This window comes from Streptomyces sp. Ru62 (assembly GCF_002920615.1).
Lineage (GTDB): Bacteria > Actinomycetota > Actinomycetes > Streptomycetales > Streptomycetaceae > Streptomyces.
Map to the genome: position 1 here is coordinate 156,222 of NZ_PQSU01000007.1, position 23,706 is coordinate 179,927.

Below are 23,706 nucleotides of genomic sequence, written 5' to 3' on the forward strand. Positions count from 1 at the left end.
AGGGGGTTTCGGGGCAAGAGGCCGCCAATAAGGTGCAAGGGGATGCCCAGGACGGCGTTCTGCTCGAACTGCCGCGTGAGGGGCGGGAGTTGAGTTCGAATAAGACTACCCGTACGGGTGGTTCCTCGGAAAGTTCCCGCGACAGGTGAGGAAGTTGTGAATCACCAGTGCGTGAACCGGGCCGAGGGCGGGCGGTCCTGTGCCGGTGATCCTAGTGGACCCGCGGGCGTGCTCCCGACCTGAACGTCCCTCAAGCGGCCGCGGTGGCGGTGAGTTTGGCGATCCGCTCGCTGTCGCAGGTGCGCGGGCAGGTGGCGCAGGGGTCGTCCGGGCGGACGGTGTAGAACATGCAGCAGCTCACCCGGTCCCGGGTGGGCAGCGGTGAGCCGTCCGGCCCGGTCAGCGTCCGGAACCCGGCGGAGCCGGCGTACGGCAGGGTCGCCCCCGGCAGCAGCAGCTCCAGCTCCCGTACGGCCCGCGCCGCCTCCGGCTCACCGAACAGCCCGGCGACGTACCACAGCCCCTCCACGAGCTCGTCGGTGGCCATGCCCCACAGTGCGCGCCCGCGCCGCCGCATCCGGGGCCCGAAGGCGCCGAGCACCGGCTCCAGGTGCCCGGCCACGGCCGCCCGCACCTCGGCCCGCAGCGCCTCCTCGTCCGGCACGACGACCGTGCCGGGCAGCGCGGCGGCGGGGTCGCCCGGCAGGCAGGCGACGGAGACGGGAGGCCGTACGGCCATCCGGCCGGCCGTGCGGTCGTACCAGACGTGGGTCACGGGCAGCCGGGGCACCCGGCGGTGCAGGAACCACGGGACGGTGATCAGCAGGCAGGCCGGCCAGGCGTAGCGGTGCAGGCCGAAGCTCGCGACGACGTCCGGGCGGGCGGGCCGGCCGTAGTCCCGCACCACCTGGTCCGCGTCCAGGGCGAGGAAGGCGTCCAGCTCCGTGCCGCCCGCCGCGAGCCCGGCGGCGCCGGTCCAGCCCCCGCCCGTGGGCGCCGGGTCGTCCGGTCCCAGCTCGGTCACGGTCAGGCCCGGGAAGGCCGTGGCGAGGCGGTCGTAGGCGGCGGTGAGCGGCGAGGCCGCAGCGGGCATGGCGGGACCACCGGTCCTTGGACACGTCCGTGATGCACGGACTGGGCTGCACAGGTAAGGCTTACCTTACCCGGAGTTGTCGGAGTTTGAACTGTCGCCCGGTGCGCCTAAGGTGCTTGACGGACAAGCGACAACCCGTCGTTAATGACCCCAAGTGCCGACAAGCCGCCAGGAGGAGCCGTGAAGCAGGGCGTGCAGGGCTCCCCGGGCGCGCCGGCCGCCGCCCGGGTGCCCGCGCAGCAGCGGCAGCGGCCGGCCGCCGGTGCCGACCCGGGCCGGGAACGGGACGCCGCGGTGCCGGACGCGGCGCGGGGCGAGCACACCCACGGTGAGTGGCCGGTCCCGGAGTCGCGGGCCGCCGTGCAGCGCTCCTCGGTGCGCGGGCAGATCCTGGACGCGCTGCGCACGGCGCTGGTCACCGGCGACCTCAAGCCGGGCGAGGTCTACTCGGCGCCGGTGCTCGGGGAACGCTTCGGCGTCTCGGCCACGCCCGTGCGGGAGGCCATGCAGCAGCTCGCGCTGGAGGGCGCCGTCGAAGTCGTGCCCAACCGCGGCTTCCGGGTGGTCGAGCGGGGCGCCCGGGAGCTGGCCGAGCTGGCGGAGGTGCGCGCGCTCATCGAGGTCCCGGTGATGCTGCGGCTCGCGCGGACGGTGCCCGCCGAGCGGTGGACCGAGCTGCGGCCGCTCGCGGAGGAGACGGTACGGGTGGCCGCCGCCGGCTGCCCGGCGACGTACGCGGAGTCCGACAGGGCCTTCCACCGGACCCTGCTCGGCCTGTCGGGCAACGAGCAACTGGTCCGCATCGCCGAGGACCTGCACCGGCGGTCCCAGTGGCCCCCGGTGCGGCGGGGACGGCCCGAGCTGCTCGCCGACGCGGCGGAGCACCTCGCCCTGCTGGACGCCCTTGCCTCCGGCGACGTGGAGCGGGTGCGGGGGCTCGTGGGCGGGCATTTCGCGGGCGCGGCCTGAGGCTTTGCGGCGGGGCCGCCGGTGGGGTGCGGGCCGTCTGCCGGGTACGGGTCCCTGGCTGGTCGCGCAGTTTCCCGCGCCCCTTCGGGGCGCATCCTCCGCACCCCCAGGGGCGCGGGGGAACTGCGCGAGCGAGCGCCACGGGCCCGCAGACGGCGACGGACCGGCGGTCTCTAGGCCGTCGCCGCCCCCGGCGCGGGCGGTGCCAGTTGTTGCGCCAGCCACGTCGGCACCCCACCGAGCAGTCGGAACAGACGGCGCGCCTCCTCGCGCAGCCGGGACGCCTCCGGTTCCTCCTCCGTGTCGGCCAGGGAGACCAGCGCGGGCGCCGTGCCCACCAGATAGCCCAACTCCTCCCGGATGCGGAGGGATTCGGCGAAGCCGTGCCGCGCCTCCGCCAACTCACCGTCCCGCAGGGCGAGTCCCGCCAGGTGGCGCCAGGTGAAGGACAGCAGCAACGGGTCGGCGTCGGCCGCGGCGGCGGCGTGCGCCCGGCGGAACGCGGCCCGGGCCGCCTGCGGGGCACCGGCCAGGTTCTGCGCCACCAGCCCGCGCCGGAAGTCCAGCAGGGCCCGCCCGGAGGCCCCCGGCGGGATCAGCGCCGCCGCCCGCCCCAGCGCGGCCCGCGCCTCGTCGGCCCGGTCCCGCACACCGAGCAGCGTGGCGGCGTACGCGAGGTAGCCCCGCTCGCACGCGGCGGCCCCCCGCTCCTCGTCGCTGTGCGCCACCGCCTCCGCCGTTCGCAGCGCGTCCTCCGCCTCCTCCCAGCCCCGCTCGGTGTACAGGCACCGTTCGGCCAGCAGGGCGGCCCGCTGCAACGCCGGGGCGGGGCGGTCGGCGGGCAGCAGGGCCGCCGCGTCGGCCCAGCAGGCCCGGCTGCGCAACCGCCATACCGCGGTCTGGAGCGGATCTTCACCGGTGGTTCCGTTACCAGACATGGCGGTATGCGCCACGTTGCCCTCCCCGAGCACGCCATCGAGCTGTTGAGTGGTGGCGGCATTCCAGCACCAATCGCGGGGCCCGGCCAAGAGGGTGGGTGAAAGATTTCACAAAGTAGTGGGGTGCGGGCGTGACCTCGTCCGGCCGCCGCACGCCCCCGCTGACCTCAGCTCATGCGCAGGGCCAGGAAGAAGTCCAGCTTGTCCTCCAGGCGGGACAGGTCCCGTCCCGTCAACTGCTCGATGCGGCCGACCCGGTAGCGCAGCGTGTTGACGTGCAGGTGCAGACGGGTCGCGCAGCGCGTCCAGGAGCCGTCGGAGTCGAGGAACGCCTCCAGGGTCGGGATCAGCTCGGCCCGGTGCCGGCGGTCGTACTCCTTCAGCGGGTCCAGCAGGCGGGCCGTGAAGGCGCGCCGGACGTCGTCCGGGACGAACGGCAGCAGCAGGACGTGCGACGCCAGCTCCTGGTGGCCGGCCGCGCAGACCCGGCCGGAGCGGGCGGCGGCGACCCGGCGGGCGTGCCGGGCCTCCTCCAGGGCGCCGCGCAGGCCCTCCGCCGAGTGCACGGCCGCGCTGACCCCGAGGGTGAGCCGGCCGTCGTCGTCCAGGCCCGCCGACAGCGGCTCGCGCACCGACCGCAGCAGGGCGTCGGCGAGCAGACCGGTCTCCGAGCCGTCGTGCTCGGAGGCGACCGCGGGCAGCGGCACCAGGGCGATGGCCTCGTCGCCGGTGTGCGCGACGGCTATGCGGTCCGAGGGCTCGGGGCCGGTGGCCAGCGGGTCGACCAGCACCTCCTCCAGCAGGGACTGGGCGACCGGGCCGCCCTCGACCTCGCCGTCCTCCCACTCCACCCGGGCCACCACGACCTGCCAGTGCGGGGCCGCCCCGAGCCCGGGCAGCAGCACGGGGGCCGCCACCCTGAGGCGGGCGGCGATCTCGGCGGGCGCGGCGCCCGTCTGCACCAGCTCCAGCACCTCCTGGGCGAGCCGGCGACGGACCGTACGGGCCGCGTCCCGGCGGTCCCGCTCGACGGCGATCAGCTGGGTCACGCCCTGGAGCAGGTCCAGACGCTCACCGGGCCAGTCGCCCGCGTCCGCCTCCACGGCCAGCAGCCAGTCCGACAGGACCGTCTCGCGGACATCGCGGGCGGCCTGCGGGGAACGGCCGGAGGAGCGCACCGGGAAGAGGGAGTAGGTGGTGCCGTGCACCTGGACGCGGTGCGGGCCGCGGCGGCCGGTGCGGGTGGCCGCCAGGTGCTCGGCGGCGAGCCGGGCGCAGGTCTCGGCGGGCAGCGCCGGGCCCGCCACCTTGGAGCCGGCGATCATCCGGCCGGTGGGGGAGAGCACCCAGGCGCGCAGGTCGAGATCGGAGCCGAGCAGGTCCAGGACGACGTCCGGGCCGCCGCCGGCCGGGCCCGAGGTCATCATCCGGCGGTGCCGGTCCACGACGGCCGCCAGGTCCCCGGCGCGTTCGCCGGAGACCTGCCGGACCACGTGCTCGGTGATCGTCGCGAACGCCACCGACTCGTGCACCGCGAACAGCGGCAGCCGGTGCTTCGCGCAGGCCAGCACCAGGTCGTCCGGCACATCGCCGAGCTCGGCCTCGCCGGCCGCGAGGGCGGCCACCCCGGCCTGCACCAGGATCCGTACGAAGGGCTCGGAGTCGGCGGCGTCCCGGCGCCAGGCCAGGCCGGTGAGCACCAGTTCACCGCCGGAGAGGTAGCGGCTCGGGTCGCGCAGGTCGGTGGTCATCACCCCGCGCACCGCGCGGTCCAGCTCGTCCTCGCCGCCGAGCAGCCGCAGGCCCAGCGCGTCGGTGTCCAGCAGTGCGCGCAGCCGCATCTCGTCGCCGCCGTTCTTTGTCTCGAAACCTACGATGGATCTTGGAGGAGCGCCGGGAAGTGGTCCGGTGAGGGGCCGCACCGGCCGGAGTCCGGGGTCGCCGTGCCGTCACCCGCGTTTCCCCGGGAAAACGGAGAGGTTAGCGATGACCTCCGTTCATACGAATCTACAAGATGCTCGTGCTGGCCAGCGAACTCCTTCATGGTTTCGGTGACTGACCCCGTCGGAGCACAGGGCGGTGTACTGAGTCCACTCCGCGTTAACAGCACATGAACGAGCCGGGCCCGCCGCACACGGATTGGCTCAATCTGTACGACCTCAAGAGCACTGAGACGAAGAAGAGAGCCGGTCATGGACTTCCTTCGCCCCGCCAGTTGGGAGGAGGCGCTCGCCGCGAAGGCCGAGCACCCCACCGCTGTGCCGATTGCGGGTGGCACCGATGTGATGGTCGAGATCAACTTCGACCACCGTCGGCCCGAGTACCTCCTCGACCTGAACCGCGTCGGCGACCTCTACGAGTGGGAGGTCGGCGAGGACACCGTACGGCTGGGTGCCTCCGTCCCGTACACCGCGATCATGGAGAACCTCCGTGCCGAACTGCCGGGCCTCGCGCTCGCCTCGCACACGGTCGCCTCCCCGCAGATCCGCAACCGCGGCGGCGTCGGCGGCAACCTCGGCACCGCCTCGCCCGCCGGTGACGCCCACCCCGCCCTCCTCGCGGCCGGCGCCGAGGTCGAGGTGGCGTCGGCGGCCCGGGGCACCCGCCTCGTCCCGATCGACGCGTTCTACACGGGCGTCAAGCGCAACGCGCTCCAGCCCGACGAGCTGATCCGGGCGGTGCACATCAAGAAGGCCGACGGCCCGCAGCAGTACTCGAAGGTCGGCACCCGCAACGCCATGGTCATCGCCGTGTGCGCCTTCGGGCTCGCCCTGCACCCGGGTACCCGGACCGTGCGCACCGGCATCGGCTCCGCCGCCCCCACCCCGGTGCGGGCCAAGGCCGCCGAGGAGTTCCTGAACGCGGCCCTGGAGGAGGGCGGTTTCTGGGACAGCGGAAAGATCATCACCCCGTCGGTCGCCAAGCGGTTCGCCGACCTGTGTTCCGCCGCCTGCAACCCGATCGACGACGTCCGGGGCACCGCGAGCTACCGCCGGCACGCGGTCGGCGTGATGGCCCGCCGGACGCTGACCTGGACCTGGGAGTCGTACCGCGGCGCCCGCCGCACCACCGAGGGAGCTGCGTGATGCGCGTCAACTTCACCGTCAACGGACGTCCGCAGGAGGCCGACGACGTCTGGGAGGGCGAGTCCCTGCTGTACGTGCTGCGCGAGCGGCTCGGCCTGCCGGGCTCCAAGAACGCCTGCGAGCAGGGCGAGTGCGGTTCCTGCACGGTCCGCCTCGACGGCGTGCCCGTGTGCGCCTGCCTGGTCGCGGCCGGGCAGGTCGAGGGCCGCGAGGTCGTGACCGTGGAGGGCCTCGCCGACTACGCCCGGCAGCGGTCCTGCGGGACGGGTGCCCGCGGTGGCACGAGCCTGGACGAGGCCAGGGGGTGGCAGGCCAAGGGCGCCGACTCGCAGACCGGCGAGGGCACCGGACTGAGCCCCGTCCAGCAGGCGTTCATCGACGCCGGCGCCGTCCAGTGCGGCTTCTGCACCCCGGGCCTGCTCGTCGCCGCCGACGAGATGCTGGAACGCAACCCGAACCCGACCGACGCCGACATCCGTGAGGCGCTGTCGGGCAACCTGTGCCGCTGCACGGGCTACGAGAAGATCATGGACGCGGTCCGCCTGGCGGCCGCACGGCAGTCCGAGGGGGTCTGAGCATGCCGGCCAACGGTGCACCCACCAAGATCACCCAGGGTTCGCAGACCAGGGGCGGCATCGGGGAGTCCACGCTCCGCCCGGACGGCACCCTCAAGGTCACCGGCGAGTTCGCGTACTCGTCCGACATGTGGCACGAGGACATGCTGTGGGGCCAGATCCTGCGCTCCACCGTCGCGCACGCCGAGATCCTCTCCATCGACACCTCCGAGGCCCTCGCGATGCCGGGCGTGTACGCCGTCATGACGTACGACGACCTGCCCACCGACGTGCGGAACTACGGCCTGGAGATCCAGGACACCCCGGTCCTCGCGCACGGCAAGGTGCGCCACCACGGCGAACCGGTCGCGATCGTCGCCGCCGACCACCCGGAGACGGCCCGCCGCGCCGCCGCGAAGATCAAGGTGGACTACAAGGAGCTGCCCGTCATCACCGACGAGGCCTCCGCGACCGCCCCGGACGCGATCCTCGTCCACGAGAACCGCGACGACCACCACGCCGGGCACGTCCCGCACCCGAACATCGTGCACCGCCAGCCGATCGTCCGCGGCGACGTGGAGGAGGCGCGCAGGCGCGCGGACGTGATCGTGACGGGCGAGTACACCTTCGGCATGCAGGACCAGGCCTTCCTCGGCCCCGAGTCCGGCCTCGCCGTGCCCGAGGAGGACGGCGGCGTCCACCTCTACATCGCCACCCAGTGGCTCCACTCCGACCTGCGCCAGATGGCGCCCGTCCTCGGCCTGCCCGAGGACAAGGTGCGCATGACGCTGGCCGGTGTCGGCGGCGCGTTCGGCGGCCGCGAGGACCTGTCGATGCAGATCCACGCCTGTCTGCTGGCGCTGCGCACCGGCAAGCCGGTGAAGATCGTCTACAACCGGTTCGAGTCCTTCTTCGGGCACGTCCACCGCCACCCGGCGAAGCTCCACTACGAGCACGGGGCCACGCGCGACGGCAAGCTGACCCACATGAAGTGCCGGATCGTCCTGGACGGCGGCGCCTACGCCTCCGCCTCCCCGGCGGTCGTCGGCAACGCCTCCTCGCTGAGCGTCGGCCCGTACGTGATCGACGACGTCGACATCGAGGCCATCGCCCTCTACACCAACAACCCGCCCTGCGGCGCCATGCGCGGCTTCGGCGCGGTCCAGGCGTGCTTCGCCTACGAGGCGCAGATGGACAAGCTGGCGAAGGAGCTCGGCATGGACCCGGTGGAGTTCCGGCAGCTCAACGCGATGGAGCAGGGCACCCTGATGCCGACCGGGCAGCCCGTCGACTCCCCGGCCCCGGTCGCCGAACTCCTGCGCCGCGTCAAGGCGATGCCCATGCCGCCGGAGCGCCAGTGGGAGTCCAGCGAGGGCGCCGACGTACGGCAGCTGCCCGGCGGCCTGTCCAACACCACGCACGGCGAGGGCGTCGTACGCGGGGTCGGCTACGCGGTCGGCATCAAGAACGTCGGCTTCTCCGAGGGCTTCGACGACTACTCCACCGCCAAGGTGCGCATGGAGGTCGTGGGCGGTGAGCCGGTCGCCACCGTGCACACCGCGATGGCGGAGGTCGGCCAGGGCGGGGTCACCGTCCACGCGCAGATCGCCCGCACCGAGCTGGGCGTCAACCAGGTGACGATCCACCCGGCGGACACCCAGGTGGGCTCGGCCGGTTCGACCTCGGCCTCCCGGCAGACGTACGTCACCGGCGGTGCCGTGAAGAACGCCTGTGAGCTGGTCCGCGAGAAGGTCCTGGAGATCGGCCGGCGCAAGTTCGGCTCCTACCACCCCGCCTGGGCCACGGCGGAGCTGCTGCTGGAGGGCGGCAAGGTCGTCACCGACGGCGGCGAGGTCCTCGCGGACCTGGCCGACGTCCTGGAGGACGAGGCCGTGGAGGTCGAGAAGGAGTGGCGGCACCGGCCGACCGAGCCCTTCGACCTGCGCACCGGCCAGGGCAACGGACACGTCCAGTACTCCTTCGCCGCCCACCGCGCGGTCGTCGAGGTCGACACCGAACTCGGCCTGGTCAAGGTGATCGAACTGGCCTGCGCCCAGGACGTCGGCAAGGCGCTCAACCCGCTCTCCGTCATCGGCCAGATCCAGGGCGGTACGACCCAGGGCCTGGGCGTGGCCGTGATGGAGGAGATCATCGTGGACCCGAAGACCGCGAAGGTCAGGAACCCCTCCTTCACGGACTACCTGATCCCCACCATCCTCGACACGCCGACCATCCCGGTCGACGTGCTCGAACTCGCCGACGAGCACGCCCCGTACGGGTTGCGCGGCATCGGCGAGGCCCCGACCCTGTCGTCCACCCCGGCCGTCCTCGCGGCGATCCGGAACGCGACCGGGCTGGAGCTCGACCGCACGCCGGTGCGGCCCGAGCACCTGACCGGAACGTGACCCTTCGGGGCTCCGACCGGTGAGCTCCCGGGGGGCCTCGTCCCCCCGGACCCCCACTGTTCGTCTCGGGCCGTCCCCCGGGTCGTCCAATCCCAAATCCCGTGCCCGGACAAGACGCCGCACGGGTGCACCTATGAACCTTGGGAGTTGGCCCATGACCCAGCAGTCAGTGGAGCCCAGGACCGCAGCCGAGGACGCCGGCGAAGGCAGCCGCGTCCCGGCCGGGCGGTCCTGGCTCGACCGGTACTTCCACATATCCAGAAGAGGATCGACGGTCGCGCGTGAGGTGCGCGGCGGCATCACCACCTTCATGGCGATGGCCTACATCCTCCTGCTCAACCCCCTCATCCTGTCCGGCAAGGACGCGGCGGGGGACACGCTCGGCCAGAAGGCGCTGATCACCGCGACCGCGTTCGCGGCGGCCCTCACCACGCTGCTGATGGGTCTCGTCGGCAAGGTGCCGCTCGCCCTCGCCGCCGGCCTCTCCGTCTCCGGCGTCCTGTCCTCGCAGGTCGCCCCCGCCATGACCTGGCCGCAGGCCATGGGCATGTGTGTGCTGTACGGCGTGGTGATCATGCTGCTGGTCGTCACCGGCCTGCGCGAGATGATCATGAACGCGATCCCGCTCGCGCTCAAGCATGGCATCACCATGGGCATCGGCCTGTTCATCGCCCTCATCGGTCTCTACAAGTCCGGCTTCGTGCACCAGGGCAAGGCCACCCCGCTCACCCTCGGCCCCGCCGGGGAACTCGCCGGCTGGCCCGTGCTGCTCTTCGCCGGCACCCTGCTGCTGATCTTCATGCTCCAGGCCCGGAACGTCCCCGGCGCCATCCTCATCGGCATCGTCTCCGGCACGGTCGTCGCCGCCGTCCTCAACGGCCTCGGTGTCATCGCCCCGGCGCAGTGGGCGGGCGGCGCCCCCCAACTGCACGGCAGTGCCGTCTCGATGCCCGACTTCTCGCTCTTCGGGAACGTCGAGTTCGGCGGCTGGGGCGAGGTCGGCGCGATGACGATCGGCATGATCGTCTTCACCCTGGTGCTCGCCGGCTTCTTCGACGCGATGGCCACCATCATCGGCGTCGGCACCGAGGCCGGACTGGCCGACGACAAGGGCCGGATGCCGGGCCTGTCCAAGGCGCTGTTCATCGACGGCGCCGGCGGCGCGATCGGCGGTGTGGCGGGCGGCTCCGGCCAGACCGTGTTCATCGAGTCGGCGACGGGCGTCGGCGAGGGAGCCCGCACGGGTCTCGCCTCCGCCGTCACCGGCCTGTTCTTCGCGGCCTGCCTGTTCTTCACCCCGGTCACCGCGATCGTGCCGCAGGAGGTCGCGTCCGCCGCGCTGGTCGTCATCGGGGCCATGATGCTGATGAACGCCCGGCACGTGGACTGGGCCGACCGGGCGACCGCGATCCCGGTCTTCCTGACCGTCGTCCTGATGCCGTTCACGTACACCATCACCACCGGTGTCGCCGCGGGCGTGATCTCCTACACCGCCATCAAGGCGGCCCAGGGCAAGGCCCGCGAGATCGGCGCCTTCATGTGGGGCCTGACGGTCGTCTTCCTGGTCTACTTCGCCCTCCATCCCATCGAGGCATGGCTGGGCGTGCACTAGACGCCCCGCCGACGGTGCCGTGACGGGCCGCCCGCCCTCCGCGGGCCCGTCGTGGCCGGTCGCGCCGTTCCCCGCGCCCCATCGGGGCGCCCGTCCCCCGACCCCCGTGAGGAGACCGACAGATGCTGGACATCGCCGAGGAACTGGACCAGTGGGTCCAGCAGGGCCGTGACTTCGCCGTCGCCACCGTGGTGGCCGTCGGCGGCAGCGCCCCGCGCCGGCCCGGCGCCGCCCTCGCGGTGGACGCCGACGGCACGGCGATCGGCTCGGTCTCCGGCGGGTGCGTGGAGGGCGCCGTGTACGAGCTGTGCCGGCAGGCGCTGGAGGACGGCCACACCGTCCTCGAACGCTTCGGGTACAGCGACGAGGACGCCTTCGCCGTCGGCCTGACCTGTGGCGGCGTCATCGACATCCTCGTCACACCGGTCCGGGCGGACGGTCCCGCCCGGCCGGTGTTCGCGGCCGCGCTGGCCGCCGCCGCCCGAGGGGAGGCGGCGGCGGTCGCGCGGATCGCCGAGGGCCCGGCGGAGCTGCGCGGCCGGGCCCTGCTGGTCCGGCCCGACGGGTCGTACGACGGCGGCTTCGGCGCCCACCCCGAGCTGGACCGCACGGTCGCCGCCGAGGCCGGAGCCTTCCTGGACGCGGGGCGCACCGGGACCCTGGAGATCGGTGAACAGGGCTCGCGCTGCGGCGCCCCGCTCACGGTCCTGGTCGAGTGCTCCGTCCCCGCACCCCGGATGATCGTCTTCGGCGCGATCGACTTCGCGTCGGCACTGGTCCGGATCGGCAAGTTCCTCGGCTACCACGTCACCGTGTGCGACGCCCGCCCGGTGTTCGCCACCCGCGCCCGTTTCCCCGAGGCCGACGAGATCGTCGTCGAATGGCCCCACAGGTACCTGGAGCGCACCGAGGTCGACGGCCGCAGCGTCCTGTGCGTCCTCACCCACGACGCCAAGTTCGACGTCCCCCTGCTGAAGCTGGCGCTGCGGCTGCCGGTCGCCTACGTCGGCGCGATGGGCTCCCGCCGTACCCACCTGGACCGCGGCGAGCGGCTGCGCGCGGTCGGCGTCACCGACCTGGAGCTGGCCCGGCTGCGCTCCCCGATCGGCCTGGACCTCGGCGCCCGCACACCGGAGGAGACGGCGCTGTCCATCGCGGCGGAGATCGTCGCGGGCCGGCGAGGGGGCAGCGGGGTGCCGCTGACCGGCGCGCACACCCCCATCCACCACGACACGGCGGCGCGGCCGGCGGGGCGGATCGGATCGGTGGCCTGAAAAGCGTTTGCCGACCGCCGTCGCGGCTGTGTTGCATGACGGCATGGTGTCCCCCGACCGTCTGGCGGCCTTCGCCGTCCTCTCCTTCCTGCTCATCATCGTCCCCGGCCCGAGCGTGCTGTTCGTGATCGGGCGGGCGCTGGCCCACGGCCGCCGGGCGGCGCTGACCACCGTCGTCGGCAACACGCTGGGCGCGTACCTGCTCGTCGTCGCGGTGGCGTTCGGCATCGGGTCGGTCGTCGAGCGCTCGGTCCTCGTCTTCACCGCCCTGAAGCTCGCGGGCGCCGCGTATCTCGTGCACCTCGGGGTCAAGGCGTGGCGGCAGCGCGGCTCGCTGCGGGCCGCGGTCGCGGAGTCCGGCCCGGCGCGCGGTGGTCTGCGCACCCTGGGGGAGGGATTCGCGGTCGGCGTGGCCAACCCCAAGACGATGGTGTTCTTCGCCGCCGTGCTGCCCCAGTTCGTGGACCGCGGGCAGGGGCACGTCCCGGCGCAGATGCTGCTGCTCGGGCTGGTCTTCAACGCCATCGCGGTGATCTCCGACGCCGTCTGGGGCCTGGCCGCCTCGGCCGCCCGCGACTGGTTCGCCCGCTCACCCCGCCGCCTGTCCGCGGTCGGCGGAACGGGCGGCCTGACCATGATCGGCCTGGGCGTGACGGTGGCCCTGACGGGCCGCAAGGACTGAGGGCCGCGCGGACGCACCGCCCTGGGCTCAGCCCCGTGTCAGCAGATGGTCTGCCGCCCGGCCGAACAACAGGCGGGAGGCCGACTTCAGGGGGCCGTCGAAGGCCCGGGGGAGGAAGCGGACGCTCAGGTCCTCCCGCCACACCACGCGGCTGCGGCCACCGGGCCCCGGGTGGACCTCGATCTCCGCCCAGCCGAGGATCAGCCGGCCGCGTTTCTCCAGGCGGCACAGGCCGGGGACGTCGTCGGCCGGCGGGCGCCACACCGTCACCTCCATCACGTCGTCGAAGGTGAGCCGGCCGAGCCCAGAGCGGGCCACGAAGCGCGTGCCGTCGCGGGTCGGCGGCGGCGTGAGCACCCTGATCCGGGTCAGCGGGACCGCGTCGGCGTGGTGCGGCCAGTCCGTGAGCCGGCGCCACGCCTCGTCGGGCGGGAGCGGCACCGTGCGTTCGAAGGAGAAGGTGGGCACGGCACGATCGTAGACAAGAGACGCCGGTCACCTGCGCGTTCACCCGCCGCGCCGGCCCGCTCGCGTAGCAGGTGTCCATGAGGGGTCGTATTCTGGAACAGTGGGTGCGCGGGGCGGCGCCACGGGGATCCTGCTTCTACGCTTCCTGTGACGGGCCGGTCAAGCAGCCCGTCGTACGGGGGAGTTGATCGTCATGCCGGTGAAGAACTACGGCGTTCTGATCGCCCGCGTCGTCGAGACGCGGCGCGAGGGCGCGCGGGAGACACCGCACTACCAGATCCACCTCACGGACGACCGCGGCACGCACTACCGCGCCGCGGTCAACGTGCTCTCCCAGGAGCACCCTTCCGAACTGCTCTACCTGGTCGCCGACGACTTCCGGCATCCGCTGACCGCCGCCCTGGAGGGCCTGCCCGGCGGCTGGAACACCCTGCCGGCCGGTCCCGGCGGCCCGACCCTCGACTTCGTGCGCGGCAACCTCTTCGACCCGGCCGGGATGCGCACGCTCCCACCGGACGTCGAGGGACCGGACAACGACCTGGCCGACCTCCTCGACCACTACGTGCAGCGCGCGGTGGCGGACCCGCAGGCGCGGGCTTACGTCTTCGGCTCCCGCTTCGGCCCCGAACCCGCCGTCAAGGACAAGGTGTTCGGCTTCCTGCCCGGCAACGGCGTGCACGACGTCCACATGAACCAGGGCAACAGCCGCCGCTTCAAGGGCGACGACGGCGTGTGGCAGGACGGCGGGCTTCTGCTGCGGTTCCCCGCGCAGTCCCGCTGGGTCGGCATCTTCCTGGCCTTCCAGAGCCAGTCCTGGCACACCGACGACACCACCGGGCACACCCTGGAGGACGTGGACGGCACCCGGCCCACGACCGGCGCGCAGCCCGTGATGATCGTCGCGGCGATGGTCAACCCGAAGGGGGCCGCTCCCGAGGCGGAGAGCGTGACCCTCCTCAACGCCTCGCCGGAGCCCGCGGACCTGACCGGCTGGCGGATCGTCAGCCGCCTCGGCCACGACTCGCCGGTCCCGGCCACGGCCCCGCTCGCGCCCGGCGACTGCCTCACCGTGCCGCTCACCGCGGACACCCCGCTCGGCAACCAGGGCGGCGAGATCACACTCCTCGACGCGGCCGGCCTCAAGGTCCACGGCGTCTCCTACACGGCCGAACAGGCATCCCGCGAGGGCTGGTCGGTGGTGTTCTGAGCCGGGGGAGGGGCTACGGGCGGTAGACCTTGCCGGGCTCGGCCCTGCCGGGCGCCAGCAGCTGGGGGACCGTCACGAAGACGTAGCCCCGCGCCTTCAGCGCGTCGATGATGCCGGGCACGGCCGGCACGGTCCCGGGGTAGATGTCGTGCAGCAGGATGATCCCGTCCCGGGACGACTGGTCGAGGACCCGCTTGGTGATGAGCGCCGAGTCGTCGGTCGTGTAGTCCTTGGCGGTCACGCTCCACAGCACCTCCGCCAGGCCCAGCTCCTTGCAGATCTTGTGCACGTCGGCGTCGGTGCGGCCCTGCGGCGGGCGCATCAGCGTCGGCTTGCGCCCGGTGAGCCGCTCGATCGCGTCGTCGGGGCGCGTCAGCTCCTCGCGTATCTCCGCGTCCGATATGCGGGTGAGGATCTTGTGGTCCCAGGTGTGGCTCGCGACCTCGTGGCCCTCCGCCGCCATCCGCTTGACCAGCTCCGGGTACTTCTCGATGTGCCGCTTGCCGAGGAGGAAGAAGGTGGCCGGGACCTTCTTCTCCTTCAGGATGTCGAGCAGCCGAGCCGAGTTCTCGCTGGGGCCCGCGTCGAAGGTGAGCGCGATGCACTTGGCCTCCCGGCAGTCGACGGTCCCGAACCGCGCCGCTGCCCCCTGCGCCGCCTCGGCGCGGGCGGTGCTCGGGGCGACCGTGTCGACCTGCGCGCAGCCGGACAGGGTGAGCGCCAGGCCGGCGGCGGACGCGAGCGCCCAGCCACGCAACCTCCGGCCGGTTCCGCGCATCTTCCTGGGTGCGTCGGTGGTCGCGTGCGTCGGCGTGGAGCTCGTCTCGGTCGTAAGAGGCATGCCCGGACTATACACCGCGTGTATAGTGCAGGTGTTCGCACCGTGCTGTCCGGGCTTCCGCAACAACCCCGTGCATACCAGTAGTATCGGGCGTGGTACGCGCAGTAACCTCGGGACCATGACGCGCACGGGGGAGCGAGTCGCCGCATCGCGCTTACGGACACCGTCCTGGATCGCGCGCATCGAGACACCGGACGGCCGGGTTCGGGGCGCGGGCGTGCTGCTGGCCCCCGAGCGGGTCCTCACCGCCGCGCACGTCGTCAGCCCCGGCCACCGCTACACCGTCCGCCTGGTCGGCGTTCCCGGCCTGGCCGCCGTGACCGCCACCGTCCGCCCGGACGAACACGTACCCCAGAGCGAGGACACCTTCGGCGACCGCAGCGGCGACCTCGCCCTGCTGCGCCTGTCCGCACCCCTGCCCGCCGAGCACACCACCCGGCTCTACCGGCTCGCCGCCCCCCACGGCCCCGTCAGCATGTACGGATTTCCGCGCGGCGACGACGGCGGACGCTGGCACGGCGCCACCCTGGTCGCCGCACGCGGCCGGGACAGCCAGGTGCAGCTGCGCCCGCTCACCCCCGAAGAACTCGCCGACGACGGCTTCAGCGGCGGCGGCGTCGTCGACCACGCCACCGACCAGGTCATCGGCATCGTCCTGAGCGTGGACGACGGCCCGGGCTCCACCTTCAGCTACATGAGCCCCACCGAGACCATCCTCAGCCACCTGCCGCAGGTCGCCGCCTGGACAGACGGCGCCGAGGCCGTCGACCCCCGGCTGCGCACCCGCACCGGCGCGGCCACCGGCCGGCTCGACGTCCCGTTCGCCACCGAACTCGCCTCCTGGTTCCGCGGCGAGGGCTGGCCGGTGCTCGTCACCGTCGTCCCCGCGCACGGCGACCGCGCCTGGACCCTGCAGCGGGCCGTCACCCTCGCCGACCGCGAGCTGCGCACCCACCGCAACACCAGCGCCGTCAGTCACGACCCGCCCGAGACCGTGCCCCCCGCCGGCGCCCACGACGTCGCCCTGGACGTCAAGGGGCTGACGGCCGCGGAGGTCATGGACCGGATCGCCGAACGCCTCGGCATCCGCGACGACCCCCGGCCCGAACGGCTCGGCACCCTGCGCCTGCCGCTCGCCGCCGTCCTGGTCGCCGTCGACGAGGCCGCCGAACCCGACGCCCTGCTCGGCCTGCTGGACCGGCTCGCCCGGCAGGGCGCACGGCTGCTGCTGGTCTTCCGCGGCCGGGGAGAACGCGCCGACCAGGCCGCCGAGTTCCTCGTGCACCGGCCGCTGCGCGAGCGCTGGGCCCGCCTGCGCACCGAACTCGACCGGATCACCGACGAGCTGGGGCCCGCGCTCGAAGCCCGCCGGGACCGCGTGCTGCCCCCGCCCGGCACCCGGCAGCTGATCGACCGGGCCGAGGCCGGCGTCCGGCGCAGCGGGATTCTGCGCGCCTGGATCGACCACGCCCCCGAGCAGGAACGCGGACCCGCCCGCGCCGGACGGCTGTTCATCTTCGAGGACGCCGTGGGCCGCCGCCGGCGCCGCCTGGAGAAGGCCGTCGAACTGCTCGACGCCCGGCTGCGCCGCCGCGAGGAACTCCTCGGCCGCGTCGGCGCCGAGTGGCCGCTGTGCCGGCAGCGGGCCGCCGCGCAGGGCGACCGGGTGGTGGCGGCGTACCGGCTCTACGAACAGGCCGTCTCGCTGCTGCGGCAGACCCCCTGCGACATCGAGCGGGCCGAGACCGCCGTGCAGCGGTTCGTCGGCTTCTGCTCCGCCCCCACACCCGGTGAGGAGGGAGCCTCGTGACCTCGTGCGTCCGGCCCGGCTGCGCGGGCCGCATCATGGGCACCGGCTACTGCGACACCTGCGGCCACCGGCACGCCGAACCGCGCACCGCACCACCGGACCGGCCCCCGGCCGGCACCGCCGGGGAGCCCGAGCCGCCCGGCCCGGCGCCCGTGCACGCCGTCGCCGGCATCGGCGAACTCGACCAGCACGGACTGGTCGTCCTGCCCGAGGTCCCCGTCCCCGACGACGTCCTCGTCGAGGACCCGCGACCGCCCACCGGGGGCCGCCGCTGCGGCGCGAACGGCTGCACCATGACCATCGGCATCGGCTACGGCGGCCAGCCCGCCCGCGACACCGGCCGGTGCCCCCGCTGCGGCACGCCCTACTCCTTCCGGCCGCAGCTCACCAGGGGCGACATCGTCGCCGACCACTACAGGGTCCTCGGCTGCCTCGCCCACGGCGGCCTCGGCTGGGTGTACCTCGCCGAGGACACCCGCGCCGACGGCCACCGGGTCGTCCTCAAGGGCCAGATCAACGTCCACGACGCCCTCGCCCGCCGCACCGCCGTCGAGGAGCGCCGCTCCCTGACCGACCTGCACCACCCCGACATCGTCCGCATCATCACCTACGCCGAACACCGGGCCCCCGGCCGCCCGCCCACCGGCTACCTGGTCATGGACTACATCGGCGGACGCTCCCTGCAACAGCTCTTCGACGCCGACGACGTCGAGCGGATCTTCCACGGCCGCCCCCGGCTCGACCACGTCCTCACCTACGGCTGCAAGATCCTCGGCGCCCTCCAGTACATGCACGAACGCGGGCTGCTCTACTGCGACATGAAACCCGCCAACGTCATCCACTTCGGACGGGCGATCAAGGTCATCGACCTCGGCGCCGTCCGCGCCATCGGCGACCGCACCTCCGCCTACGTCCACACGGCCGGCTACGCCCCGCCCCAGGAGGAGATCGACCGGCGCGGCTGGCACGTCGACAGCGACCTCTACACCGTCGGCATGACCCTCCAGGCCCTGGCCCGGAACAGCGAAGCCGCCCGCGGTCTCGCCCCCGACTCCTTCCGCCGCCTCATCGCCCGCGCCACCCACGCCGAACCCCGCGCCCGGTTCCGCTCCGCCGCCGAGATGTCCCGCCAACTCTGGGAAGTCCTCCGCGAGTTCCGCTCGCTCCAGTTCGGCGAGCAACTGCCGGAGAGCTCCACCCGGTTCCGGGCGACCGGCGCCAGCCTCGACGCCGGACTCGGCGCCATCCCCGCCCTGGACCACTGGACCACCCGCCCCGGCGAGCGGCCCGCCGGCCTGGACGTCTCCCCGCCCGCCGCCGCCGAGGTGGCCGGCGCCCTGCCCGAGCCGCTGCCCGACCCCGACGACGGCGCCGCCCTGCTCCTGGACACCTTCCCGCCCGACGCCCCCGACCGGGTCGCCCGGCAGTGGCCCCGCGAATCCCGCCTCGGCACCCCCGAGACCGCGCTGTGGCTGTGCCGCGCCTACCTCAGGAAGGGCGAGCAACAGGCGGCGGAGAGCTGGCTCGCCGAGGCCGAGACCCAGCTCGGCGAACGCGCCGCCCATGACTGGCGCATCGCCTGGCACCACGGCGTGCTGCACCTCAGCAAGGGCGAGGTGGAGCCGGCGGGCGCCCGCTTCGACGCCGTCTACCGGGCCCTGCCCGGCGAGTACGTGCCCAAGCTCGCCCTCGGCTACTGCGCCGAGCACACCGGCTCCCAGCCCGCGGGCCGTGGGCGCCCCACGCGGGCCATGCGGTACTACGAAGCCGTCTGGAAACGGGACTCCGCGCACACCGCCGCCGCGTTCGGCCTGGCCCGCGGCCACCTGGCCGGCGGCGACCGGGACGCCGCCGTCCACGTCCTCGACGAGGTGCCCGCCACCTCCCGGCACCACGACGCCGCCCGCGTCGCGGCCGTCCGCATCCGCGCCGGCGTCCTGCACGGCGACCCGCCCACCCCGGCCGGCCTGCGGGACGCCGTCAGGCGGCTGCCCGAACTGCGCCTGGACGGCGGCGCGGCGGCCGGGGAGTCCCGGGCCCGGCTGGTGGCGGAGGTCCGCGAGAACGCCCTGCACGGCCGGCCGGCCCAGGGCTGGGGACCGGACTTCCCCGCCGGGGAACTCCTCGGACCCGGGGACGAGGACAGCCTGCGCACCCGGCTGGAGCAGTCGTTCCGGCAACTGGCCGCCCAGGCCCGCACCGCCGGCGAACACGGCCGGCTCCTCGACCTGGCCCACGCGGTCCGGCCGATGACCATGTTCTGACCCCCGCACCGCCCCCGGGAGCCCGACGCCCCGGGGGAGACAAGCTTCCGGACCACTTGGGAAGAGGCAGCGATGACCGTGGCCGAGGAGACCGAGGTGACGCTCGCGGTCGGCCAGCAGAAGGAACTGCCGGTCGCGCCGGACCCCGCCGGGCGGCACCCCGACCCGGAGATGCACGCCATCCTGGAGATCGGGGTCAGGAGCCGGGGCCGCCCGGGGCACCCCGGCGCGCCCGTGCCCGGCACCGGACCCGCGCTCGCCGAGGTGCTGATCGTCGACACCTCCCGCTCGATGCTCCACCCCGCCGCCAAACTGCACGCGGCCAAGGACGCCACCGTCGCGGCGGTCCGGATGCTGCCCGACGGCACCGCGTTCGCCGTGCTCTCCGGACGGTTCGACGCCACCCTCGTCCACCCCGGAGCCGGCGGCGCGGTGCTCGCCGTCGCCGGTCCCGGCGAACGTGAGGCCGCCGAACGCGCCGTGCGCATCCTGGACGCGGACGGCGGCACCGCCATCGGCACCTGGCTCGACCTCGCCCGCCGGGTGCTCAAGGACCACCCCGCCCCCGTGAAACACGTCCTGCTGCTCACCGACGGGCGCAACGAGCACGACCACCGGGCCGCCATGTCCCTGGAGACCGCGCTCGACGCCTGCGAGGGACGGTTCGTCTGCGACGCCTGGGGCATCGGCGGCGACTGGGACGCCGGCCTGCTGCTGCGCATCACCCGGCGGCTGCACGGGCGCGCCCGGGCCGTCCGCGCCGAGTCCGAACTGACCACGGCGTACGAGGAGTTGGTGGCCGGCCTGCTCGGCACGGCGGTACCCGAGCTGCGCATCCGGCTCACCCCCACCCCGGGCACGGTGATCCGGCAGGTCAAGCAGGTGGTGCCGAGCGAACAGGAACTGCCGCCCGTTCCGGCCGGCTCCGGCGGGCGCGGCGCGGAGTACGTCACCCGTGCCTGGGGCGACGAGGTACGGCACTTCCAGGTCGTCCTCACCGCCGACCCCACCGGCCGTGAGACCGGCGAGGACCTCCAGCTCGCCGCCGTGGAGATCGCCGTGCCCGACTTCGGCCGGCCGGTACGGCTGCCCGCGCCGCAGCCCGTCCTGGTGCGCTGGACCGACAACCCGCTGGACGCCTCCCGGCAGCACCCCGGGGTCCGCCGGCACGAGCTGTACCAGCAGGCCGGCGCCGCCGTTGCCGGTGCCTACCGGGCCTGGCTGCGCGGCACGGACGGCCGCGACACCGCGGACCGGGAACTCACCCGCGCGCTCGCGCTGGCCACCGAACTGGGCGACACCCAACTGCTGGGCGCGCTCCGGCTGATCGAGGCCGCACCGGGCACCGGCCGGGTCCGCAGCGGGCTGAAGGACGTCGACTGGCAGCACCTGATCCTCTCCAGCGCCCTGACGACGCCACCGGAACAGCCGGCGGCGGGCTCGGGGGAGGGGCGTGCCGCCGCGCGGAGTGCCGACGCCGCCGGGGCCCTGGGGGGCTCCGCCGCCTCGCCGGGCTTGGCCACTCCACGCGGCTCCGCCGCCCCGCCGGGCTCCGCCGCCCCGCCGGGCTCGGCCAACCCACGGGGCTCCGCCACCCCGCCGGGCGCCGCCGGTGTCCCACCGGGCTTCGCCACGCCGGACGGGGCCGCCACGCCGGGACGCGCCACGCCGGACGGAGCCGCCCCGGCCGGATCCGCCGATCCGCCCCTGCCCGTCCGACCCGACGGACTCATCGAGTGCCCCGGCTGCAAGTGGCTCGGTCCGGCCGACTCCGTCTACTGCGGCGGCAAGTGCGGCCGGCCGCTGAGAGGGGCGCCCGCATGACCACCGGCAGAGGGACCACACCCGGCACCGGCCCCGTGACCGGCGCGCAGCCGGCCGCCCCGCCCACCCCACGTCCCGCACGGGCCCGCCCCGCCGACCGCCGCGCCCGCGGCAGGGCGTCGCGCCGCCTGGCCCGCCCGCGGCTCCGGCTCCCCGGTGCCGGGCCGCGCCCGGCGGACGGCGGCAGCACGACCGCGCACGACCTGACCCTCCGGCACCGCCTGCTGCTGGCCCTGTCGGCCCTGCTCGCGCTGTCACTGTTCGTGTCGTACCAGGGTGTGCACGGCGACGCGAACCCGCTGCGCACCTCCAGCGCCCCGGCCGTCCTGTCCCTGGACACCGCGCTGTACGCGCTCGGCCAGGCCGAGCGGGACGCCGGCGCGCCCGCCCCGACCAGCGACTTCCAGAAGCAGATCTCGGTCGCCGCGCAGAGCCTGGCGGCCGCCGCCGCGGATGACGACGTGGGTGGCCCGGCGGGCCGGCAGACCCTCCAGACGATCGCCGGGCTGATCACGGTCTACGCGGACAAGGTGCAGAGGTCCCAGCTCCAGCCGGACGGCAGCCTGTTGCGCGAGGCGTACCGCAGCTATGCCACCAGCATCCTGACGGAGAAGGGCACGGGCATACAGGACCGGCTGAAGGCGCTGCAACGGCAGCAGCGGGCGGCCGTGCACCGGCAGACCTCGTTCGGCCCGCCGCTGTGGCTCGCCTGGAGCGTCACCCTGCTGCTGGCCCTCGCCTTCTGCGCCGCGCTGCTGGAGACCCAGCTCTTCCTCCGCCGCCGCTTCCGGCGCCGCTACAACCGCCCACTCCTGGCCGCCCTGGCGCTGACGGCGGCCGGTGTCGTCACCACTGCGCTGTTCACCGTGTGGACCCAGCAGGGGATGGCGGACACCCGGCAGTTGCTCGACAGCCCGCTGCACGGGCGGCTCATACCCGACGCGGGGCGGCACATCGCCTCGTACCTGGCGCACACCGGCTTCCGCGCGTCGGCGGCGGTGTGGATCCTGATAGGAGGCGTCCTGCTGATGGCACTGGCCGAGACGGGCCTGCGGCGGCACATCGACGACTACCGGTTCAGGCCCCGGTGAACGCGCACCCCGGCGGCTCCGCGACGGCCGCCCCCGGCACCCCGTCCCGCCCCTCCCGCCGCCTGGTCCGTATCGTCACGGTGGTGGCGAGCTGCCTGGCCGTGCTGGTGGCGGCCGTCGTGGTGGGCGTACGCGTCCTCGGGCAGGAGCCGACCGTCACCTTGCTGGCCAACTGGACCGGCGAGGACGAGGAGAACTTCCGGAAGGCGGTCATCGAGCCGTTCGAGCGGAAGTACCGCATCCACGTGGACTACCAGGGCAGCAACGCCGAGAGCCAGGTGCTCGGCGCCGACGTCGAGGCCGGGACGCCACCCGACGTCGTGGCGCTCACCGGCCCCGGCGAACTCGCCGAGTACGCCCGGCAGAAGCACCTCCTGCCGCTGGAGGACCTGGTGGACCAGGCAGACTTCGGCCCGTCCTGGGCCATGCCGCTGGCGGACGGGCACGTGTACTGGTTCCCGCTCAAGGCCGATCTGAAGAGCGTCGTCTGGTACCCGGCCGATGTCGGGGAGCAGGAGCGGAGGAAGGCGGCGCACCGGCCGGCCGCGTGGTGCGTCGGCATGGGCTCCGGGGCCACCAGTGGCTGGCCCGGCACCGACTGGATCGAGGACATCCTGCTGCAACGGTACGGTCCGGGCGTCTACGAGCAGTGGGCGCGCGGCGCACTGCCCTGGGATTCGAAGCCGGTCAGGACGGCCTGGACCACCTGGCGCGACCTGGTCGGCGCGGGAGGCGACCCGGACCTCGTCCGGCGGGCCCTGAAGACCCCGTACGAGGCGGCGTCGCGGCCGGTCACCGTGAGCCCGCGGGGCTGCACGCTGGAGCACCAGGCGTCGTTCATCCGGGGCCGCCAGCACGCCTGGAAGGACGTCGACGGCCGCTACGAGCCCTCCGCCCGGCTGCTCCTCGGCGCCCCCGCCAACCGCGCGTGGGAGGTCTCCGGAGACCTGGTCGCCCTGCTGCACGCCACCCCGGCGGCCAAGAAGCTGATCCGGTACCTGGCCTCCACCGACGCCCAACGCGCCTGGAGCGCCCAGCAGTCCGGCTTCTCCGTCCACACCGGCGTCCCGCCCGCCGGCGGCACCGACCCGGACTGGCGCCGCTCCCTGGCGCTCACCCTCCGCGACCGGCAGGCCGTGCACTGCTTCGACGCCTCCGACGCGATGCCGCCCGCGGTACGGGACGCGTTCGCGGAGGCGGCGATCGAATTCCTCGCCCACCCCGGTCACTTGGAGGACCTCCTGCACTCCCTGGACACCCTCAGCGCCACCCCGGGCCTGACCTGGCTGCCGTCCGTCTGCGACCGCCCGTCGTGAACGGCCGGCACAAGGACGGCGGCGCCGTCAGGGCACGCCCGCGTCACACCCCGACGGCGCACGCACAGGCCGCCCTTGGCTCGCGACGGTACGGTGTTCGGGCAGGCCGTCCTCGGCCCGTGACCGCATGCCATGCGGGCAGGCGCGCGGGCGGTGGCGCCGTCAGGGCACGCCCGCGTCACACCCCGACGGCGCACGCACAGGCCGCCCTCGGCTCGCCGAGCGCCCGCGTGGGCCGGTCGGCGACTGCCCCGGGCGCGGCCGGGTCCGAC

At 74.1% G+C, this 23,706-nt stretch carries 18 protein-coding genes; 13 read left to right on the top strand and 5 right to left on the bottom strand.

Annotated features, from left to right (window positions below; all coding sequences use genetic code 11):
• Nucleotides 1-250: 250 nt before the first annotated feature.
• A complete protein-coding gene (locus tag C3492_RS11825; protein WP_103811696.1) occupies nucleotides 251-1,093 on the bottom strand; it encodes a (2Fe-2S)-binding protein in 843 nt (280 codons plus the stop codon).
• A 180-nt stretch (nucleotides 1,094-1,273) separates the two neighbouring features.
• Between C3492_RS11825 and C3492_RS11830 the strand changes: the two genes are divergently transcribed.
• Nucleotides 1,274-2,062 carry a GntR family transcriptional regulator gene (locus C3492_RS11830; protein ID WP_103811697.1) on the top strand — a complete coding sequence of 263 codons (789 nt, stop codon included), beginning with the start codon at nucleotides 1,274-1,276 and terminating at the stop codon, nucleotides 2,060-2,062.
• Nucleotides 2,063-2,235: 173 nt separating this feature from the next.
• On the opposite strand, the gene C3492_RS11835 is transcribed toward C3492_RS11830, so the two are convergent.
• Both C3492_RS11835 and C3492_RS11840 read right to left on the bottom strand, forming a co-directional pair.
• Complete coding sequence (locus C3492_RS11835; RefSeq protein WP_181140326.1) at nucleotides 2,236-3,000, bottom strand: hypothetical protein; 765 nt, start codon at nucleotides 2,998-3,000, stop codon at nucleotides 2,236-2,238.
• Between the two features lie 167 nt (nucleotides 3,001-3,167).
• Entirely contained in the window at nucleotides 3,168-4,841 is a 1,674-nt protein-coding gene (locus tag C3492_RS11840) for a PucR family transcriptional regulator ligand-binding domain-containing protein (protein WP_103811699.1), read from the bottom strand.
• A gap of 351 nt (nucleotides 4,842-5,192) precedes the next feature.
• Between C3492_RS11840 and C3492_RS11845 the strand changes: the two genes are divergently transcribed.
• From C3492_RS11845 to C3492_RS11870, 6 genes are all read left to right on the top strand, one after another.
• Nucleotides 5,193-6,086 carry a xanthine dehydrogenase family protein subunit M gene (locus tag C3492_RS11845; RefSeq protein WP_103811700.1) on the top strand — a complete coding sequence of 298 codons (894 nt, stop codon included), beginning with the start codon at nucleotides 5,193-5,195 and terminating at the stop codon, nucleotides 6,084-6,086.
• Nucleotides 6,086-6,661: a (2Fe-2S)-binding protein gene (locus tag C3492_RS11850; RefSeq protein ID WP_103811701.1), complete on the top strand. Its 576-nt coding sequence runs from the start codon at nucleotides 6,086-6,088 to the stop codon at nucleotides 6,659-6,661. Before C3492_RS11845 ends, C3492_RS11850 begins: the two co-directional genes overlap by 1 nt.
• Nucleotides 6,662-6,663: 2 nt before the next feature.
• On the top strand, nucleotides 6,664-9,045 hold the full coding sequence (locus tag C3492_RS11855) for a xanthine dehydrogenase family protein molybdopterin-binding subunit (protein WP_103811702.1): 2,382 nt from the start codon (nucleotides 6,664-6,666) through the stop codon (nucleotides 9,043-9,045).
• Nucleotides 9,046-9,199: 154 nt separating this feature from the next.
• A complete protein-coding gene (locus C3492_RS11860; protein ID WP_103811703.1) occupies nucleotides 9,200-10,657 on the top strand; it encodes an NCS2 family permease in 1,458 nt (485 codons plus the stop codon).
• Between the two features lie 122 nt (nucleotides 10,658-10,779).
• Complete coding sequence (locus C3492_RS11865) at nucleotides 10,780-11,931, top strand: XdhC/CoxI family protein (protein WP_103811704.1); 1,152 nt, start codon at nucleotides 10,780-10,782, stop codon at nucleotides 11,929-11,931.
• 43 nt (nucleotides 11,932-11,974) lie between these two features.
• Complete coding sequence (locus C3492_RS11870) at nucleotides 11,975-12,613, top strand: LysE family translocator (RefSeq protein ID WP_103811705.1); 639 nt, start codon at nucleotides 11,975-11,977, stop codon at nucleotides 12,611-12,613.
• Between the two features lie 27 nt (nucleotides 12,614-12,640).
• Here C3492_RS11870 and C3492_RS11875 read toward each other — a convergent pair whose 3' ends face one another.
• Nucleotides 12,641-13,081, bottom strand: a complete 441-nt coding sequence (locus C3492_RS11875) for an SRPBCC family protein (RefSeq protein WP_103811706.1) — start codon at nucleotides 13,079-13,081, stop codon at nucleotides 12,641-12,643.
• A gap of 193 nt (nucleotides 13,082-13,274) precedes the next feature.
• Between C3492_RS11875 and C3492_RS11880 the strand changes: the two genes are divergently transcribed.
• A complete protein-coding gene (locus C3492_RS11880) occupies nucleotides 13,275-14,288 on the top strand; it encodes a DUF2278 family protein (RefSeq protein WP_103811707.1) in 1,014 nt (337 codons plus the stop codon).
• 13 nt (nucleotides 14,289-14,301) lie between these two features.
• On the opposite strand, the gene C3492_RS11885 is transcribed toward C3492_RS11880, so the two are convergent.
• Nucleotides 14,302-15,066, bottom strand: a complete 765-nt coding sequence (locus C3492_RS11885) for a polysaccharide deacetylase family protein (protein ID WP_181140333.1) — start codon at nucleotides 15,064-15,066, stop codon at nucleotides 14,302-14,304.
• Between the two features lie 181 nt (nucleotides 15,067-15,247).
• On the opposite strand from C3492_RS11885, the gene C3492_RS11890 reads away from it, so the two are divergent.
• The 5 genes from C3492_RS11890 (at nucleotide 15,248) to C3492_RS11910 (ending at nucleotide 23,434) form a co-directional block, all read left to right on the top strand.
• Nucleotides 15,248-16,939: a serine protease gene (locus C3492_RS11890; protein ID WP_103811709.1), complete on the top strand. Its 1,692-nt coding sequence runs from the start codon at nucleotides 15,248-15,250 to the stop codon at nucleotides 16,937-16,939.
• Nucleotides 16,936-19,203 carry a serine/threonine-protein kinase gene (locus tag C3492_RS11895; protein WP_103811710.1) on the top strand — a complete coding sequence of 756 codons (2,268 nt, stop codon included), beginning with the start codon at nucleotides 16,936-16,938 and terminating at the stop codon, nucleotides 19,201-19,203. Before C3492_RS11890 ends, C3492_RS11895 begins: the two co-directional genes overlap by 4 nt.
• A gap of 72 nt (nucleotides 19,204-19,275) precedes the next feature.
• Nucleotides 19,276-21,027 (top strand): VWA domain-containing protein, encoded by a 1,752-nt coding sequence (locus C3492_RS46630; protein WP_103811711.1) that lies wholly within the window; start codon nucleotides 19,276-19,278, stop codon nucleotides 21,025-21,027.
• The gene (locus C3492_RS11905; RefSeq protein WP_103811712.1) at nucleotides 21,024-22,118 is read left to right on the top strand and encodes a hypothetical protein; all 1,095 of its coding nucleotides are present in this window, start codon (nucleotides 21,024-21,026) and stop codon (nucleotides 22,116-22,118) included. The genes C3492_RS46630 and C3492_RS11905 overlap by 4 nt, the downstream gene beginning before the upstream one ends.
• Nucleotides 22,115-23,434, top strand: coding sequence for an ABC transporter substrate-binding protein (locus C3492_RS11910; RefSeq protein ID WP_103811713.1), 1,320 nt, complete (start codon nucleotides 22,115-22,117; stop codon nucleotides 23,432-23,434). Before C3492_RS11905 ends, C3492_RS11910 begins: the two co-directional genes overlap by 4 nt.
• The last annotated feature ends 272 nt before the right edge of the window (nucleotides 23,435-23,706 follow it).